Below are 17,525 nucleotides of genomic sequence, written 5' to 3'. Positions count from 1 at the left end.
CCTTGAGTTACAGCTCCCAATGCGCTATTAACAAAAATAAAATTGACAGTCCCAGGATATAAGTCAGCATGAGCCAATCCCGTTTAATACAGATTTATCTGCTTGTCAGAGATGAAAAATAAATAACCCTAACCCGTAATAAAGTTATCTCTAGGAAAACTCATGCTTAATTGTTTTTTCGATTGCCGAATCAAGTTCGACTGGCGCCACGAAATCACATTGAACATTGCTTTTAAATTGTGTTCTGGCACAGAATTTCTGCACCCGCACGCGGCTAATAGGAAATTTTCGGTGACTTATTTTACTCACCACATCTAATGCCGTTGCCCCGCAGATCCCAAATAGATAAGGAATGCGAATAGTCTTATTATTTCTGCCTAATGAAGAAGAAATAACGTCTACCAGCTGATTCATGGTGAAGTCGGGTTTATCAACATAATTGCTGACCTGATAAGTGGCCTGTTGATCCAGTGCATACTCGAGTCTGGCGGCAATATTCTCAACGTAGGCCATGGACTTCATATTATTGCCGCTGCCGATCATCACAAAGCGACCGCTGGCAATTTGGCGGAACAGGTTATAAACGTTGCCGCGATTGTTTTCACCAAACACTACCGTCGGGCGAATGATGGTTAATTTGTTACTGCCATCGGCTTTACGCCAGGCTTCGTAGACATACTCCGCTTCCAACTTGGATTTGCCGTAATGGTTAAAGGGCTCGAAAACCCCTTCTTCGCCGGTTTCCCGTGTCACGAAGCCATAGACCGCCACGGAGGAGGTAAAGATAATCTGTTGGATATTCAGCGCCGATGCCGTCATGCAGACATTGCGCGCCCCATCAACGTTAACCTGGTAATACAGTGAGATAGGATCGACATTATCCTGATGCTCAGCGGCAAGGTTGATCACGGCGTCACACCCGGCCAACGGCTCCTGCAATGTCTGGGGCTGGGTTACATCGCCAAACTGATAAAGTTCGGGAAAATGCTCACTCCGTTTTTTATCCACGATGGTCAACACCAGGTCGTCACGCGCACTCAGACGCTTAACCAAACGCGTTCCGATAAAGCCGGAACCCCCGATGATCGCTACTTTACGCTTATCCATAATTTGTCACTCAGCCCGGTTTATCCATTATTCCCCACCACACCATTGAGGCAGGACGCTAATTCGCGTTAGAACATGGAAACCAGACTGGACAAAACGCACCCGGCTTTCAAATAACAAATAATGAAATAAAAATATGTGCCAAATGTAAAATTATCGACAAAGGTGAAATATCATCGCGTGCTAATTTTTAACATCATAAGCGACCTGATATTCCATGGTTTTATTCGGCAGTATGAGATTAATCTTACCCGTCCCTTGCGCATCTGAAGTTTCGTATTTCACCGGCTGTTTCAACCTTCCTTGCTTAGGGTCGACGCACTCGATGGTTGCCTGTTCCAGACTTTCGCCCTGATACAGACAAAGTAGGGTTTGCGGGCTGTTGGTACGGGCGTTATTCAGCGTCAACGTCAGCACTACGCGGGTATTGTTTTGAATATCATTGATAATCGGCGGGCGGGTTTGATTCCCCAGCACGTAGGAGAAATGTGAAATAATGAGCAAGGACACGAATACTGACAGGTATTTCACAACTCTGACGGCAGGCACAGAGAAAAAACCCGCCGAAGCCGGTATCTTTTTTCTGATTGACGTATTTTTAAGCGTTACTGGTACGACAGGAGGATCAACGGGAGCCATGTTTTCATCATTAAGCTCTATTTCTTCAGCAAGAGTTTCATCCGGCTTATCGTTACTTTCAGAAAGTTCCGCTTGAATATCTTTATTATCGTCAGTGTCGCCACCCCATATTTCATCGTCGGCATATTCTTCCTCTTCAGAAATAAAGTGAAAAACGGCCTTGTTTTCCACCTTATAACCTAAGCGAGGAATGGTTCTGATAAGCGTATGCTCGGCATCACCGATCTTTTGACGAATTGATTTAATTGTTTGATTTATCGTTGAATCCGAACAATAAGTTCCTTTCCAAATGTTTTCTATAATTTCCGTACGGCTAACCAGTTCTGGGGATCTGGCGACAAGAAGTGAAAGTATCTGATACTCCTTCCAACGTAGGCGGAATTTTTCCCTGGACGGTGTCAGAACATCTAGATTCCTAATCTTTATTCTTTTATCAAGATTCACTTTTAATTTCCTTAGCGTGCCTGTCCTGCACACTTTGTATAGAAATATGAAAAAATGTTCAAGAAATTAAATGTAAACTCAACAGGTTGCATTCATGGGATATTTATTTTTATAAAAAATTACTGATTTCATTTTTTACAACACCGCTCAAAAGGAGGCTATGTTTCTTTGAATGACTTTATTTTCCTGTTGGAAACATGGTTTCTCATCATGATTTCCGGCAATAAAACTCAACCATCTTATTGTTTTAAAACAAAAAATATAAAAATGTTAAACAAATGTTAGTTAAATGAAATTATGAAATTTCATCCTGACATCAAACAATATCATCTGTTTTTCCACCTAATCTGATTGTCAGATAGCCTACAAAAAGCCTGCTAAAACAGAATGAGAGTTATCTGATTTAGCCTCTCGCCGAATGCTTGGTTAAAATATAGCATCAAATACAAAGGCGTATTGTTAACTTGATGAAATGAATCTCTGCCAGCCTGAAGAAACAGAATTTCATTGCCGTACAAGGCAGCATTCACGGTGCGTTATTTTCGTAAGGAATTCGACGTAAAAATGAAAAAATAATGTCGGAATAACATTTTTCGCAAAGACAGGAAAAAAATCAAAGTGGGAGAGATACATCTATAAACAAAGGAAAAAGCAGTGCGTGATAATAAGAATATTACCTAAAACTACGAGGATTTCACTGGGGAAGTAAAAAGCTTCACTTAAAGCGAGGGATAAAAAGCGCCTCCCCTGACGAGCAGGCGCAGAAGTTGTCAGTAGCTGGCTATCTTTTACGGCCGTAAACGAACCAGGTCACCAACACGCACACCACATAAAACACCAGGAAGATTTTCATCGCGCCCGCCGGCGAACCGGTCAGCGCCAATGAGGTACCGAAGGCCTGTGGAATAAAGAAGCCACCGGCGGCGCCAATCGCTGAGATGAAGCCCAATGCCGCGGCAGAGTCGGTGACGGCCTCGCGCTGAGCACTTTCGTCACTGCCCCCGGCCGCCTTAACCCGATCGACGGTGATTTTGCGAAAGATAACCGCAATCATCTGGAAGGTAGAACCGCTGCCCAACCCGGCGGTGAGGAACAACAGCATAAAGACGCTGTAAAACGCGATAAACGATCCTGCGTGCCCTGCCCCCGGCAAAGTGAGGAACAACATGGCGGCGAACACCGCCATCAGCACAAAGTTAATCAGCGTGACGCGGATACCGCCAAAGCGGTCAGATAACGCGCCGCCTACCGGCCGGGCCAGCGCCCCCAGGAATGGCCCAAAGAAGGCATAGTGCAGAATGACGACGTCCGGGAACTGGGTTTTAGACAGCATGGCGAAACCGGCGGAAAAGCCGATGAAGGAACCAAAGGTGGCGAGGTACAGCAGGCTCAGTACCCACAGGTGACCCCGTTTGAGTACCGGCAGTTGCTGACGCAACGACGCTTTAGAGGCCGCCAGGTCGTTCATGCCGAACCAGGCTGCCAGCGTGCCGACCAACAAGAACGGTACCCAGATCCAGGCCGCATTCTCCAACCACAGTGAACTGCCGTCCGGCTGCTGCTGTGCCGTCCCGCCAAACGCGCCAAAGACAGCGAAGGATATGACCAGTGGGGCCACCAACTGCATCACACTCACGCCCAGGTTGCCTAACCCTCCGTTTAGGCCTAAAGCACCGCCTTGTTTAGCCTTGGGAAAGAAGAAACTGATATTGGCCATGCTGGAAGCAAAGTTGGCACCGGCAAAACCACACATCAATGAGATAATGACAAACACGCCATATGGGGTAGTGGCATCCTGTACCGCGAAACCCAGCCACAGGCAGGGTACCAGCAGGAAGCAGGTACTGATGGCCGTCCAGCGACGCCCACCGAACATCGGGATCACAAATGAATAAGGCACTCGCAGGATGGCACCCGAAACGGAAGGTAACGCGGTAAGCAGGAACAGCTGATCGGTAGTGAAATTGAAACCTACCTTGTTCAAATTGACCGCCACCGCGCTAAACAGCATCCAGACGCAGAAGGCCAATAGCAGGCAAGGAATGGAAATCCACAGGTTGCGGTTAGCGATACGTTGGCCACGTTGCTGCCAAAATGCGGCATCCTCAGGCTGCCAGTCCTGAATAACCGCGCCTGTTTTTTTTGATTTTGATAATGACGTTGCTGATTGCGACATAAAAAACCTCAGACACAGGGTGATAACTTCGCTCACCCTAGGCGGCGCCCCCTACGGTAAAGTTGATGTAAATCAACCCGGATGCAGGTAGCCAGTTGCCGGAAAATGCTCGCCATCCCTTTATGAGTAAGCCGCTAACGCCGCTAAAAGCAAAACAAATCAAGCGATTGAAAATCACCCCATACCGCTGCCACGGTGCCATATTGCCGAGCGGAAACTAATGGGTACTTCGTTAGAGGTATGGGGTTATGCCTGGGTATGATGAAAAATAACGCGGAATCGTTACCACCTTCGCTGGCACCACCCGCTTTCGCCCTCTGGTTTCCAGCCGTTGTTTTGCTATGCGCCGGGGATCCAAAGCCTATGAAACGCCTGTTAGCTCCGCTTTCCATCGTTAACCAGGTGGCCATTTTGATGTTGCTGCTCGGCATACTGGGCGTGGCTGGCATGAGCATTTCCGCCTGGATGTCACAAAGCATTCAGGGCAACGCCCACGCCATCAACAAAGCCGGTTCACTGCGGATGCAGAGCTATCGCCTGCTGGCACAGGTGCCGCTGGATGCGCGCAGCGAAATCCTGATACGCGAACTGGATCAGGATGCCAACAGCCCCGACCTGCAACGCCCGCTGGAACAAGAAGGCTTAACCGAACAGTTTCAGGCGCTGCACGACTACTGGCGACTGACGCTGCTGCCGCAATTGCGCCAGGCACGTCAACCCGCCAACGCTGCGCCGCAGGTAGCACATTTCGTCACCCTGCTGGACGCGCTGGTCTCGGACATCGACCGTCATACCGAACGTCGGTTGTTGACGGTGACGCTGGTGCAGGCGGTGTTTATTGCCCTGACGCTGCTGCTGTTGGTAGGTACCATTTGTTACCTGCGCCGGCGCCTGCTGCATCCCTGGCGGCAATTGGTGGCGATGGCGCTGTCGGTGGGCCGCGGCGATTTCAGCCGCCGCTTCACCCAACGTGGTCACCAGGATGAAATGGCCTCACTGGGTGGCGCGTTAAACACCATGTCCGACGAACTGGCCACCATGTACAGCGGGCTGGAGCAACGGGTGGCGGAGAAAACTGCCGATCTGCAGCAAAAAAATCAGGTATTGAGCTTTTTGTACCGCGCCAGCCGGCAACTGCACGCCAATGAACCGCTGTGCAGCCGCCTGACGCCAATACTCAATCAATTGCAAACCCTGACGCCATTGCGCGCCATTCAGGTGCGGCTGTATGAAAACAACAGCCAGGAGCAGTTTGTGCAGTTGAGCGGCAACCAGCCTCTGCGACCGGAGTACTGCAATAATCCGGTGTGCAGCGCCTGCCTGAACGACGACGAGCAACAGCATGCCAGCCACCCATCGCTGAGCTGGAGCCTCAGCGACAAGCTGGGAGATTATGGGGTGATTGTCGCGCAACATGCGCCACAGCGCCCGCTGAATGACGACCATAAACAGTTGATGAACACCCTGGTGGAGCAGTTGACCAGCGTGCTGGCGATTGAACGCCAGGTTGATCACCAGCAGCAACTGATGCTGATGGAAGAGCGTGCGGCGATAGCGCGTGAACTGCATGACTCTATCGCCCAGTCGCTGTCGTGCCTGAAGATGCAACTCAGTTGCCTGCAAATGCAGGGCGCGGAACTTTCCCCCGCCAACCTGGGGCTGGTGCAACAGATGCGAGAGGAACTTAACATTGCCTATCGCCAACTGCGCGAGCTGCTAACCACCTTCCGCCTGCGGTTGACAGAACCGGGGCTGCTGGCGGCGCTGCAATCAACGGTGCAGGAGTTCAGCCAACGGCTGGGCATTCCCATCAGCCTCGACTATCAGTTGACGCCGCGCACCGTGCCCACTTATCAGGCTATCCACCTGCTACAGATTGCCCGTGAAGCGCTCAGCAATATCCATAAACACGCCCAGGCCAGCCAGGTGAGCATTCAGGTGATCAATCAACGGGGCGAAGTCACCCTGAGCGTCTGCGATAACGGCTGCGGCCTGCCTCAAGATACTCTTCGCCCCGATCACTATGGCCTGATCATCATGCGCGATCGCGCCAAAAGCCTGCACGGCCGCTGCGAAATTTTGCCCCGCAACGGCGGCGGCACCGAAGTCCGGGTGGTATTCAAGCCGGACAACCACGCCATCGACTAATGGGAGAAACCATGACGACCGAAACTGCCGCCACCATTTTATTGATTGACGACCACCCGATGCTGCGCAACGGCGTAAAACAGCTTATCGGCATGGACCCGCGCCTGCAGGTGATTGCCGAAGCCGGCAACGGTGAACAAGGTGTTTCGCTGGCCGAGGAGCACGATCCTGACCTGATCCTGCTCGATCTGAATATGCCTGGCATCAACGGGCTGGAAACGTTGGATCGCCTGCGCATGACCGCGCTTTCTGGCCGCATTGTGGTGTTTAGCGTGTCGAATCACGAAGATGACGTGGTCAGCGCGCTAAAACGCGGCGCAGACGGCTACCTGCTAAAAGACATGGAGCCAGAGGAACTGTTGAAGGCGCTGCACCAGGCTGCAGCAGGCCAGATGGTATTGAGCGAGGCGTTAACCCCCATTCTGGCCGCCAGCCTGCGTGAAAACCGCCCGAGCGCCGAACGGGATATTCAGCAACTGACACCGCGCGAGCGCGATATTCTCAAACTGATTGCCCAGGGTCTGCCGAACAAGATGATCGCCCGCAAACTGACCATCACCGAAAGTACCGTCAAGGTGCACGTCAAACACCTGTTGAAAAAAATGAAGCTGAAATCGCGCGTTGAGGCCGCCGTGTGGGTACTGCAGGGCAAAAACGGCTAGTCAGCGCCGTTCAACGGCCCGGTCTCTGCCGGAATGGTGGGCGTTTGCAGCGTTTTTGGCGGCGGCAAGCCCTCGCCCTCCCCGGAAGAGGCGGTCAGCGGCGGCGTCACCTGCAGTTGGATCCAGTTGGACGTCACCAATTGCTGCTTGTCATCTTCCAACGTGACCGATAAACGGTAGCGGTTTTCCGCCCCCGGCGTGTCATCCCACTGCGGCACAATCAGGCTCCAGCCGTGTGGATCGTTGCTGTTTTGCGACGACGTCAGGCTCAGTGCCTGGGTATCCCCCTGCCAACTGACGCGGGTGATTTTATTGGTGGTTTTAATCTCCAGCTTCAACGGCAGCGTTTCCCCCGGTTGCAGGCTCCAGGGCGGCGTGGCCAGGAAGACCTGCAGCGTTTTACGCTGGCGGAATTCCATTACCGGGACATTTTTCCGTTCGATATTGTCATAGCGGCTGCCGCGCAGCGATTTGGCCTGGGCCACATACTCCGGGGATATCTGCTTTACCAGCGGTACACCAAGGCGATAGCTCAGCGCCAGTTCGACCTGATCCTGGCTCACCCCGCCTTCCCCCATCTTGTGCAGTGCTTTCACCGTCACCAGCGGCACCGGCGTGTAATTCACCCCCAGTTGCATGGCGCGCGGGTCGTTTTGTTTTTTACCGCTGCCAAACAGGTTGACGTTCTCCCCCCAGTACTGCTCGTAGCTGAGAGAGCCGCCGATCTGGCGGTAAAACGGCAGGTAGCCCTGGGTGGTGATGTCGTAACCGCTTGCCGGACGACTGAGAAATTCGGCGTTATCCTTCTGTTGCGCCAGTGCCGATAACGGATAGTAATAATTGGCGGAAAAACGCAGGAAGTCACCCCAGGCTTCGGCCCCCAGGCTGGCGCGGTTTTGATTGCGCTTGAAATCGCTGTCGAGCACCGTGTTATATCCCAGCAGCCAATCACCGGCGACCCAACGCTGCCCAAGGCCAAAGTTACCCAATGAACCTTGGCTTTGCTGCAGCAGACCGAGCTGGCTGTAGGTCAGCAAGCCGTTAACGTCATACAGAGGGCTGAACAGCTGGCCGCTGCTGCCGGAAAAATCCCCCTGGTCGGACATCACCAGCGACAGTTTGGCGGTGCCCAGCGGTGACAGCAGCTCTTGCGCCTGTTGTTGCAGCACCTCACCGGCTTGCCCTACCGCGTAACTCTCGGCGCGGGTTCGCACCTGCTGGCCGGAGACATTATTCAGGTTACGCTCACCCAGCTGTTTGGCCATGGTGGCCCACTCTTTCTCTCGCTCTGCGTCATTCGAGGCGTTGCCCCCCAGCTCGGGCAAGTTGTCGTTTGCGTTCGCTTGATGGCTGACCGAGGGCGGCGCAGGGGGAGATTCGGCACCGGCGGGCAAGCTGCCCAACAGCCACGCCAAACCCACCGCCGGTAAACGGGCAGGGAGTGAGAGGAAATCAACGGCTTTTTTCAATCTGTTACGCGCTTTAAGAATAACGTCAGTCATTACACCACCGCCGTTCCCTCATCCCGAGAGTGGGCGGAAAAACCTTTTTTGCTGCGGCCACTCCAGGCAGCAGAACAACGACCTTTGCACAGCGAACAACCGGGGTATTGCCCCTGTCGGGTACCGGGGCGCCAAAGTGCATCATGAACCCCAAATTCTAATCGGTTTCTGATGATAAACCATCAGATAAACCTCAGTTTATTATGTGACAACGTCACAATTACGGTTGATATTGCCTTGCAAAGCGTGGTCATTCCCGAACGCGCCGAACACTCGCCGTCGGTCAGGATAAACTCACTAAATTTCATCGCAGATTTTGCCTGATTAATCGGCATTCATCTTTTCATAAAACGCAGTAATACGTTGATTATGCGCGGAAACCCTCATTTTCAACGTATTTTACCTGGCTATAAACAATGCTTTGCGATCGCCTGCGCAAAGCGCGTCATTACCTGGCACCTGCTCTGCTGTAAAACCCATTTTGCCGCTATTTTGAACGTTAATTTCAGTTCAGCAAGGATGCTCATGTTTAACGAACCGCAGGGGGATCTCTGGTTTCGCGGCCTGTTTATTGTGGCTATGTTACTGTCGGCGGTGATCGCCAGATGGCTTATGCATTCCGTACTTCAGGACGTGGGGCAACGCCTGCCGCTGCTAAAAACCCGTACTCTGATGTTGATAGCCGCCTGCGCCGGACTGGCGGCATTGCCTTTTAGCCTATCGCCACTGCAGAGAATCAGCTTGCTGCCGGTGGCGACCCTGCTGCTCGCGCTGGCGCTTATCGACTGGCGGCACAGGCTGTTACCGGATCGCCTGACGCAACCGCTGTTATGGGCCGGACTGCTGGCCAATCAGCAAGGCTGCTTTACCTCGCTCGACGAAGCAGTGATCGGGGCCGTCGCCGGCTATCTGTCGCTATGGTGGCTTAACGCCCTTTATCGCCTTCGGCGGAAAACGGAGGGTATCGGCCAGGGCGACTTTAAATTGCTGGCGGCCCTGGGGGCCTGGAGTGGCTGGTCTGCCCTGCCGATGTTGGTGACCGGCGCAGCCACGGCAGGCTTATGCGTTGCGATTGTGGCCCAGTTACGCCGCAGCACCGGCAGAGATGCCCCGCTGCCGTTCGGCCTTTATCTGGCGCTTTCCGGCTGGTTTACCCTGCTTACGATGGCCGACATGGATATCACGCCCTTCATCAAGGGAAATTCTCTCATTTCAGCTTATTTCACCCCCATGGCGGATTAATGCCGTGGTTGGCGCTGTTATAGCCGACTGTTGGCCAGGCTGTTATAGCGAGCCTGTCTCTGCACCACTATGCTTTATTTAACCAAACACAGGAGGCTGTATGATCGGTCGTGGTTTATCTGCTCTCGCGCTCAGCGCGGCATTACTTTCCGGTTCGCTGTCGTTCGCGGCGCAGGCTGCCGGTACCTTTACCCTCAGCTCATCGGCGTTTCAGGATGGCGGCATGCTGGCCCAGAAATATGCCGGGGCCACCCCGGGCAACGCCAGTTGCACCGGCGACAATGTTTCACCTGCGCTGAACTGGGCCAACCCGCCGGCGGGCACTACCAGCTTCGCCTTGCTGGTGTCCGATCCCGAAGGCCGTGCCGGATTGGGCGCCAGCCACTTGGTGGCCTACGGTATTCCAGCCACGGCTCAGGGTTTCGCTGAAGGCGATCTTACCCAGGGCAAAGGCTTTGTCGGCGGCAAGAACTCACCGGGTACCGCGGTGTATCACGGCCCATGCCCACCGGCAGGCTCTGGGTTGCACCACTATACCTTCGTGCTGATCGCCACCGATCTCCCGCCGCATGCGCTGGGGCCAGGGTTAACCCGCGAACAGCTGTTGGAAAAATTGCAGGGCCACGCCAAGGGCGGTGCGGGTATTATCGGTCGTTTCGGTCAATAACCGGTGCCGGGGTGGCCTACTTACTCACGCGATCCAGATACAGCATGCTGTTGGCGATATCCACATGCGCATCTTTAACATTATCGCGCAGCGCCACCAGGGTTTGCCCCTGTAAGGCCACAACGTAAGGGGAACTGGTCTGCAGTTCGCGCTGCAACGTGACGTAACGCGCGGCGCGGGTTGCAGCATCCCCCTCTGCCGCGGCTGCACGGGTTTCCGCACTCAATGTCGGGATGCTCCATTGCGTACGCCAGGCCAGGGTTTTCGGCCCATTCGGCACGTTGTAGGCGAAGGCGCTGGCGTTGGTGTTAGGATCCAGATAGTCGGCCCCCCAGTAGGTGAAAATGGCCTGGAAATCACGGCCGCGCATTTTGCCCCACAGATCGCTCTCCACTACCGGATGAATGTCCAACTGCAAACCGGCCTTGGCAAAGCTGGCCTGCAGCGCCTGGGCGATATCGGTATACGGCGGCTGGTTGATGACGATCAGATCAATACGCGTTCCTTCGGCGATACCCGCGTCATGCAGAATCTGTTTGGCTTTGGCCACGTCGAGCTTAAAAGGTTGATTATCCAAGGCGCCATCCAACCCCTGCGGCAGGAATGCCTGGTGAACGCGATACTGCCCCTTCAACAGGTTGTCGGCAATCGTCTGGTAATCCACCAGCCAGCGTGCCGCCTGCCACAAGGCCGGATTACTCAAAGCCGGTACCTGCTTGCTGCCGGTATTGAACCCCAGGTAATAGACTTTGGCTGAATCACGCTGCTCGATCCTGATGCCCTTTTCGTTACGCAGCGAGTTGAACTGATCGGCCCCCAGATCGTAGGCCACGTCAGCATCCCCTTTCAGCAGCAATAAACGGCGGGTGCCGGCATCGCTGACGTTTTTCAGCAGCACCGTTTTCAGCTTGGCCTGCGGTTGAGCGTAATCGTTGCGGCTGAACAACAGCGCCTCGTGCGGTACATAGTTGCTGACGCGATAAGGGCCGGCACCGGCTGAGTTCGAACGCAGCCAGGCATTGCCGAAGTCCCCCTGCTGACCGTGCTGGCTGAGCAGCTTTTCATCGACTATCGACGCCACCGGCGCGGTTAACAGCCGCAGCGCCAGCCCACTGCCGATATTCGCCGACCAGCTTAGCTGCACCTGGTTATCGCCCAGTTTCTTCAACTGACTCTCGACGTTTTCCGGCGTCCAGCCGAACTCACCAAGGATAAACGACGGTGCCTTGTTCAGTTTCACCGCCCGCACCAGTGAGAAGATCACATCCTCCGGGCGTACCGGGTTGCCGGAGGCAAATCGTTGGTTGGCGTTCAGGGTAAATATCAAACTGTGGCCGTCTGCTCCCGTTTGCCAGCTGCTGGCCAGTTCCGGCGCCAGCTTTTCCGGCGTGGTGCGATCCGGTGTCAGCAGGCGCTGATACAGATTGACCAGGTTGGCCGAACTGACGGTTTCAAAGCTTTCGGCAGGATCAAGACTGATGATGCCTTCCAGCGAACTGACCACCACCAGCGTGTCTTTCGGGGTGGCGGCCTGTGCGCCGAAGCTCGCCGCCAGGGCACTGAACAATAACGTTGGGATTAGCCGTTTCATTGATGCACTCTCCAGAGTCACGCGGATGCGTTATTTGGCGAGTGTAGGTGCAGCGGCTTAGCAGAAGAACGACTATAAATTGCTTTATTTATTACGCAGATGAATAAGCCCGCCGAGTGAACGGCAGGCTGATTTCAGTTCACCAACCGTCCATGCGCCATCGCCACCGAACGATCGCACATGTGGTCAATCACGTCGGCATCATGGCTGACCAGGATCATTGTCAGATCGCCCGCCTGCTTCAGCTCGTTCAGCAGGTTGAGGATTTCCGCCTGCACCGACATGTCCAGTGCCGAAGTCGGCTCATCCAGCAACAACAGCTTTGGTTTCAGCAACAGCGCGCGCACGATCGCCACCCGCTGACGTTGCCCGCCGGAAAGCTGGTGCGGATAACGGTCCAACAGCCTGGGATCTAGCCCCACCTGGCGAAAACCGGCGCTGATTTTCTGCTCGATATTGCGCTCTTTCAGCAACTTTAGGGGTTCCGCCAGCGTGCGCAGCAATCGGTGCTTGGGATGTAACGAGGCATAGGGGTCCTGGAATACCATCTGGACCTCACGCCGCAGATCACCGGTAAAAGGACGGCCCGGTTGCAAATCACGGCCGAGCAGTTGAAAACCGCCGCTCCAGCTTTCATTCAGCCCGGCCAACACCCACAGCAGCGATGACTTGCCGCAGCCGGACGGGCCAACCAGGCCGAAGCACTCGCCCGGTTCGATGTGCAGATTGACATCATGCACCACGGTGCGTATCTCATAGCCCTGGCGGTGGCTGACGCTGAGGTTTTCCAGGGTAATCAGGCTCATTTCAGTGACTCCAGCAGTGCGCGATCCAGGACCGGCAGCGTTTTGCCGTGAGTCTCGCGGCTTGGCCGACATGACCACAACGTGCGCGTGTAAGGATGGGTGGCGGAGGCCAAACGATCGGCAGGCAGTTGATCCAACAGTTCGCCCTTGTACATCACCAGCACCCGTTCGCAGTAGTGCGCCACCTGCTGTAAATCGTGACTGATCAAAATCAGGCCCATATTACGTTGCTCCACCAGATTTTCGATCAGTTGCAACACCTGATCGCGCATCTGGTGATCCAGTGCCGAAGTCGGTTCGTCGGCAATCAACAGCTGCGGATCGTTGATTAATGCGATGGCCAACATCACCCGCTGCCCCATGCCGCCGGACAGCTGATGCGGATAGCGCTGGCTCAGCGCCTGCGGATCGGGCAAGCCAACCGCCGCCAGCATGTCCAGCACCTTCTCCCGCCGCTCGGCGCGGCCCAGGCGGGTATGCAACAGCAGCGGCTCCTCCACCTGACGCCCAATCGGCTGGGTCGGATTCAGCGCGTGCTTGGGATCCTGCATCACCATGGCCACCTTGTTCCCGCGCAGCCGGTTCCACTGGCGCTCATTCAAGCGCGTCAGATCGTCGTCGCCCAGCGTCAGCCGCTGCGCCTGCAGCTGTAACGGCGGTGGCAACAGCCCCATCAGGGCGCGGGCAGTCAGGGATTTGCCGGAACCGGACTCCCCCACCAGCGCCAGCCGCTCCTGCCCCATGCTGAAAGAGATGCCTTTCACCAAAGGTAGCGAGGCCGGTAACAGCACCGACAGGCGTTCGACGGTCAATAATGGGTTATCAATGTCCATGACGAGGATCCATTTTATCGCGCAGGCCATCGCCCAGCAGGTTAAAGGCCAGGCTGGCGAACAGAATAGCCCCGCCCGGTGCAGCGGCGACCCACCACTGATCAAAAATCACTTTGCTGCCCTCGGCCACCATCGAGCCCCACTCGGCGGTCGGCGGGGCCACGCCCATGCCGAGAAAGCCCAATCCCGCGGCGGAAAGAATTATCCCGCCCAAACTCAGCGCCGCACGCACCACTGCGCTTGGCAGGCACAGGGGTAAAATATGCCCCGCCATCAGCCGCAGCCCACCGATGCCCTGCATGCGCGCCGCCGCCAGATAGTCACTGCGACGCAGCGCCAGCGTTTCCGCCCGGGCTTGTCGGGCAAAAGCCGGCCAACTGGTCAAGGCCAGCGCCAGTGCGCCGTTCATCAGCCCCGGCCCCAATACCGCGACAAACGCCAGCGCAATCACCAGGCTGGGCAATGACAGAAAAATATCGGTGACGCGCATCAGAATACGCTCGACCCAGCCGCCGAGATAACCGGCGCTGATGCCCACCAACAGCCCAATCGGGATGGTCAGCAGCAGGATTAACGACACCAGGATCAACGTTGGCCGTGCACCATAAATCACGCGCGATAACAGATCGCGACCAAAGCCGTCGGTGCCCAGCCAATGCCCGGAGGACGGCGGCAACAGGCGCAGTTCGATGTGTTGCAAATTAGGGTCGAAAGGCGCCAGCCAGGGAGCCAGCAGCGCGGTCAGGATCAGCACAGCCACCAGCGTCGCCCCCAGCGTCAGCGTGGTGAGTTTGCCGCGCTGGCGGTAGCCGACCGCAGGCTCGCTCTGGGGTTCATGTTCAGAAAGATATTGGCTCATCGGGTTCGCGGGTCCACTAAATAGGTCAGCGCATCGGCCAGCGCGTTCAACACCACAAAGCAGGTGCCAATCAGCAAGGTAGCGCCAAGAATGGCCGGGGTATCGGCGGCAAACAGCGCGGTGGTCAGGTAACGCCCCACGCCCGGCCAGGCAAACACCGTTTCGGTCAGCACCGCCCCTTCCAGCAGGCTGGCATAGGACAGGGAGAGAACGGTGATCAGCGTGCCGAGCACGTTGGGAAATACGTGCCGCACCAAAATACGCGTACGGCTGGCCCCCTTGGATCGCGCCAGGGTGACGTACTCTTTATTGCACTCTTCCAGCATCGCCGCCCGCAGCAAGCGGGTGATACCCGCCATCGACAACAGCGCCAACGCCACCACCGGTAACCACAGGTGACTGATGGCGTTGTAGAACATGTCGCGATCGCCGGACAGCCAGGTGTCGATCAGCACAAATCCGCTGCGCGGTTCCATGCTGTAAAGGTAGGTATCGTCCAGCCGCCCCGGCCCCGCCGACCAGTGCAGCGTGGCGTAAAACAGCAGCAGCCCCAACAGACTGAGCCAGAAAATCGGCACCGAATAGCCGATCAGCGACAGCAGGCGCGCGGCGTTATCCAGCCAACTGCCCGGTTTTATCACCGCCAAAAACGCCAGCGTAATGCCGCCGAACGCACCGAGGATAATGGCGCAGGTCGCCAGTTCCACCGTGGCCGGGAAGGTACGCAACAGATCGCTCAGCACCGGCTGCGCGGTAATGCGCGATATCCCCATATCCCCGTGCGCCAGGTGCACCAGATAGCGCCAGAACTGCACCGGCAACGGCTGATCCAGCCCCAGGTCGTGACGGACCTGTGCGTAGGTGGCCTCGCTGGCATGATCGCCGGCGATCTGCAACGTAGGATCGATCGGCGCCAGATGCGAGAGCATAAAGGTGAACAGCAGTAGCCCAAGCAGCGTCAGCGCCAATGACAGCAAGCCGGTAAGCAGCCGGCGTCCCCAACGCCAACTGTGCCGGGCGAACCCGGCGGAAGCGGTACGGCTTATCATTACTTGCTGACCTTGCTGTAGAACACCATGTCAGGGTTGATGCCCTGCTCGTAGCCTTTCAGGTTGTCACGTACCGCAATCAGGCTGCGAGCCTGCAGGCCGATGACAAACGGCGAACTCTGCTGCACGGCCTGCTGTAGCTGTTGATAATCCGCAACCCGTTTGGCGGTGTCGTTTTCCGCCGTGGCTGCCAGCGTCAGCTTGCTTAGCGCAGGGATCTGCCAGTTGGCGCGCCAGGCCAGCGTTTTGCTGCCGTCTTCCGGGTTATAGGCAAAGGCGGCGGCGTTGGTGTTCGGGTCAAAATAATCCGGTCCCCAGGAGGTCAGGGTCGCGTCATAGTTCAGGGATTTCACCTTGGTGGAAACCTGCGCGCTGAGGCCCGGCACCAGTTCCACCTTCACCCCACCCTGGGCAAAGCTGGCTTGCAAGGCCTGCGCGATATCCAGGTACGGCGGCTGATTGTTGACGTCCAGCTTGAAGCTGACGTTGGTCAGGACGGCCTTCGCCAGGATCTCTTTGGCCTTTTGCGGGTTAAAACTGTATGGGCGCTCTTTCAGTGCGCCCAGATAACCTTCCGGCAGAAACGCCTGATGGGTCTGGAACTGGCCCTTCAGCAGATCGTCAGCAATGCCTTTATAGTCGAACAACCAACGCGCGGCTTCCCAGAACGCCGGATTGCCCAGCGCCGGTGACGCCTTGGCGTTGAACTGCAGGAAATAAAGTGAGGCGTAAGGGATGGCCAACGGCTTGACGCCCGGCTTGCCTTTCAGCGCCGCCATCTGATCTGCCCCCAGATTACGCGCGATATCGGCGTCGCCCTGTTCGATCAGCAACCGACGCGCCGCCGGATCCGGCACGTTTTTGATCAGGATAGTCTTCAGCGTCGGGGCGCCTTCCGGCGAACTTGGGTTGGCGTCGAGCACTACAACTTCGTGCGGTACGTAGGTGCGAATTTTATACGGGCCGCTGCCGGCGGAATGGCTGTTCAGCCATTGGTGACCCAGGTCATCCCCCTGCTGGTGCGACAAGGCTTCTTTGGCATCGACAATAGAAGATACCGGCGCCGAAAGCAGGCTAAGCACAAAGGCCGGGCTGACGTTTTCGCTCCAGCTTATTTTGACCCGTTGATCATCCACCTTGGTCAGGTGCTGGTCGACGTTCTTGGCGTCCCAGCCCAACTGGGTGAGGATAAACGAGGGTTCCAGATTCAGTTTCACTACCCGCGACAGTGAGAAAATCACGTCTTCCGGGCGCAGCGGATTGCCGCTGGAAAATTTGGCATCCGGCCGCAGAGTGAAGGTCAGGCTGCGGTTATCGCTGCCCGCCTGCCATTCGCTGGCCAGCGTCGGTTTGAGTTCGATAGGATTTTTGGGATCGGACTGGATCAGCCGCTGGTAGAGACTGTTGAATGACTGCACCGTGGTTAACTCAAAACCCTGGGCCGGATCAAAACTGACCACGTCATCGATGGACTGGGCAATCACCAACGTGTTTGCCGGGGTTGCTGCCTGTGCGTTGAAACTGGCCGCCACGGCCAAAAACACCAAAGAGGGAACGAACGCTTTCATCAAAACTCTCCAAGCGGATGGAATTTATAGTAATTTCGCGAGTGTATGTGAGAGCTCTCGGCAGGCGAAGGTACTTAAATAACTATAGATATTCTTTTTCTGTCTATAGCTGAGATTTTGATTATTAAGCAGGCGGGAGGATACCGTCAGTTGTGCAAGGACTATGGCAAATATATTTTTTCGATGCAGGCGGTAACCAATCCTCATAAAGCGCCATCACGTTTGGCAGGCT

General features: G+C 55.6%; 14 protein-coding genes. 4 read left to right on the top strand and 10 right to left on the bottom strand.

Going from position 1 to position 17,525, the window contains the following annotated elements; genetic code table 11:
- Positions 1–150: 150 nt before the first annotated feature.
- From AC1RKG_RS10090 to AC1RKG_RS10080, 3 genes are all read right to left on the bottom strand, one after another.
- Positions 151–1,107 carry an NAD-dependent epimerase/dehydratase family protein gene (locus AC1RKG_RS10090; RefSeq protein ID WP_122079677.1) on the bottom strand — a complete coding sequence of 319 codons (957 nt, stop codon included), beginning with the start codon at positions 1,105–1,107 and terminating at the stop codon, positions 151–153.
- 183 nt (positions 1,108–1,290) lie between these two features.
- A complete protein-coding gene (locus AC1RKG_RS10085; RefSeq protein ID WP_122079678.1) occupies positions 1,291–2,190 on the bottom strand; it encodes a winged helix-turn-helix domain-containing protein in 900 nt (299 codons plus the stop codon).
- A gap of 781 nt (positions 2,191–2,971) precedes the next feature.
- A complete protein-coding gene (locus tag AC1RKG_RS10080; RefSeq protein WP_493182906.1) occupies positions 2,972–4,366 on the bottom strand; it encodes a NarK family nitrate/nitrite MFS transporter in 1,395 nt (464 codons plus the stop codon).
- Between the two features lie 363 nt (positions 4,367–4,729).
- Here AC1RKG_RS10080 and narX point away from each other — a divergent pair, with 363 nt between their 5' ends.
- Both narX and narL read left to right on the top strand, forming a co-directional pair.
- Positions 4,730–6,514, top strand: a complete 1,785-nt coding sequence (gene narX, locus AC1RKG_RS10075) for a nitrate/nitrite two-component system sensor histidine kinase NarX (protein WP_217331365.1) — start codon at positions 4,730–4,732, stop codon at positions 6,512–6,514.
- Between the two features lie 11 nt (positions 6,515–6,525).
- Positions 6,526–7,176, top strand: a complete 651-nt coding sequence (gene narL / locus AC1RKG_RS10070; protein WP_044552006.1) for a two-component system response regulator NarL — start codon at positions 6,526–6,528, stop codon at positions 7,174–7,176.
- Here the strand turns inward: narL and AC1RKG_RS10065 are convergent.
- Positions 7,173–8,678: a YchO/YchP family invasin gene (locus AC1RKG_RS10065; protein WP_122079680.1), complete on the bottom strand. Its 1,506-nt coding sequence runs from the start codon at positions 8,676–8,678 to the stop codon at positions 7,173–7,175. The genes narL and AC1RKG_RS10065 overlap by 4 nt on opposite strands.
- A 525-nt stretch (positions 8,679–9,203) precedes the next feature.
- Here AC1RKG_RS10065 and AC1RKG_RS10060 point away from each other — a divergent pair.
- Positions 9,204–9,920: a prepilin peptidase gene (locus AC1RKG_RS10060; protein WP_493182904.1), complete on the top strand. Its 717-nt coding sequence runs from the start codon at positions 9,204–9,206 to the stop codon at positions 9,918–9,920.
- Positions 9,921–10,020: 100 nt separating this feature from the next.
- Positions 10,021–10,587 carry a YbhB/YbcL family Raf kinase inhibitor-like protein gene (locus tag AC1RKG_RS10055; RefSeq protein ID WP_020827459.1) on the top strand — a complete coding sequence of 189 codons (567 nt, stop codon included), beginning with the start codon at positions 10,021–10,023 and terminating at the stop codon, positions 10,585–10,587.
- Positions 10,588–10,603: 16 nt separating this feature from the next.
- Here AC1RKG_RS10055 and AC1RKG_RS10050 read toward each other — a convergent pair whose 3' ends face one another.
- From AC1RKG_RS10050 to AC1RKG_RS10025, 6 genes are all read right to left on the bottom strand, one after another.
- Complete coding sequence (locus AC1RKG_RS10050) at positions 10,604–12,178, bottom strand: ABC transporter substrate-binding protein (RefSeq protein ID WP_493182902.1); 1,575 nt, start codon at positions 12,176–12,178, stop codon at positions 10,604–10,606.
- A gap of 134 nt (positions 12,179–12,312) precedes the next feature.
- Positions 12,313–12,984 carry an ABC transporter ATP-binding protein gene (locus tag AC1RKG_RS10045; protein ID WP_128864756.1) on the bottom strand — a complete coding sequence of 224 codons (672 nt, stop codon included), beginning with the start codon at positions 12,982–12,984 and terminating at the stop codon, positions 12,313–12,315.
- Positions 12,981–13,817 (bottom strand): ABC transporter ATP-binding protein, encoded by an 837-nt coding sequence (locus AC1RKG_RS10040; protein ID WP_115058604.1) that lies wholly within the window; start codon positions 13,815–13,817, stop codon positions 12,981–12,983. The genes AC1RKG_RS10045 and AC1RKG_RS10040 overlap by 4 nt, the downstream gene beginning before the upstream one ends.
- Entirely contained in the window at positions 13,807–14,676 is an 870-nt protein-coding gene (locus AC1RKG_RS10035) for an ABC transporter permease (protein WP_020827463.1), read from the bottom strand. Before AC1RKG_RS10035 ends, AC1RKG_RS10040 begins: the two co-directional genes overlap by 11 nt.
- A complete protein-coding gene (locus tag AC1RKG_RS10030; protein WP_493182899.1) occupies positions 14,673–15,725 on the bottom strand; it encodes an ABC transporter permease in 1,053 nt (350 codons plus the stop codon). The genes AC1RKG_RS10035 and AC1RKG_RS10030 overlap by 4 nt, the downstream gene beginning before the upstream one ends.
- Positions 15,725–17,293, bottom strand: a complete 1,569-nt coding sequence (locus AC1RKG_RS10025) for an ABC transporter substrate-binding protein (RefSeq protein WP_493182898.1) — start codon at positions 17,291–17,293, stop codon at positions 15,725–15,727. The genes AC1RKG_RS10030 and AC1RKG_RS10025 overlap by 1 nt, the downstream gene beginning before the upstream one ends.
- Positions 17,294–17,525: the final 232 nt, after the last annotated feature.

It is taken from the genome of Serratia sp. GW822-FHT06D09 (genome assembly GCF_058799515.1).
This window is presented reverse-complemented; position numbering and strand designations above follow the sequence as displayed.

Excerpts from the sequence above, each read along its gene's own strand:
- AC1RKG_RS10065 (WP_122079680.1), bottom strand. The coding sequence starts at position 8,678 with ATGACTGACGTTATTCTTAAAGCGCGTAACAGATTGAAAAAAGCCGTT.
- AC1RKG_RS10025 (WP_493182898.1), bottom strand. The coding sequence starts at position 17,293 with ATGAAAGCGTTCGTTCCCTCTTTGGTGTTTTTGGCCGTGGCGGCCAGT.
- AC1RKG_RS10040 (WP_115058604.1), bottom strand. The coding sequence starts at position 13,817 with ATGGACATTGATAACCCATTATTGACCGTCGAACGCCTGTCGGTGCTG.
- narX (WP_217331365.1), top strand. The coding sequence starts at position 4,730 with ATGAAACGCCTGTTAGCTCCGCTTTCCATCGTTAACCAGGTGGCCATT.
- narL (WP_044552006.1), top strand. The coding sequence starts at position 6,526 with ATGACGACCGAAACTGCCGCCACCATTTTATTGATTGACGACCACCCG.
- AC1RKG_RS10080 (WP_493182906.1), bottom strand. The coding sequence starts at position 4,366 with ATGTCGCAATCAGCAACGTCATTATCAAAATCAAAAAAAACAGGCGCG.
- AC1RKG_RS10035 (WP_020827463.1), bottom strand. The coding sequence starts at position 14,676 with ATGAGCCAATATCTTTCTGAACATGAACCCCAGAGCGAGCCTGCGGTC.
- AC1RKG_RS10030 (WP_493182899.1), bottom strand. The coding sequence starts at position 15,725 with ATGATAAGCCGTACCGCTTCCGCCGGGTTCGCCCGGCACAGTTGGCGT.
- AC1RKG_RS10055 (WP_020827459.1), top strand. The coding sequence starts at position 10,021 with ATGATCGGTCGTGGTTTATCTGCTCTCGCGCTCAGCGCGGCATTACTT.
- AC1RKG_RS10090 (WP_122079677.1), bottom strand. The coding sequence starts at position 1,107 with ATGGATAAGCGTAAAGTAGCGATCATCGGGGGTTCCGGCTTTATCGGA.
- AC1RKG_RS10060 (WP_493182904.1), top strand. The coding sequence starts at position 9,204 with ATGTTTAACGAACCGCAGGGGGATCTCTGGTTTCGCGGCCTGTTTATT.
- AC1RKG_RS10050 (WP_493182902.1), bottom strand. The coding sequence starts at position 12,178 with ATGAAACGGCTAATCCCAACGTTATTGTTCAGTGCCCTGGCGGCGAGC.
- AC1RKG_RS10045 (WP_128864756.1), bottom strand. The coding sequence starts at position 12,984 with ATGAGCCTGATTACCCTGGAAAACCTCAGCGTCAGCCACCGCCAGGGC.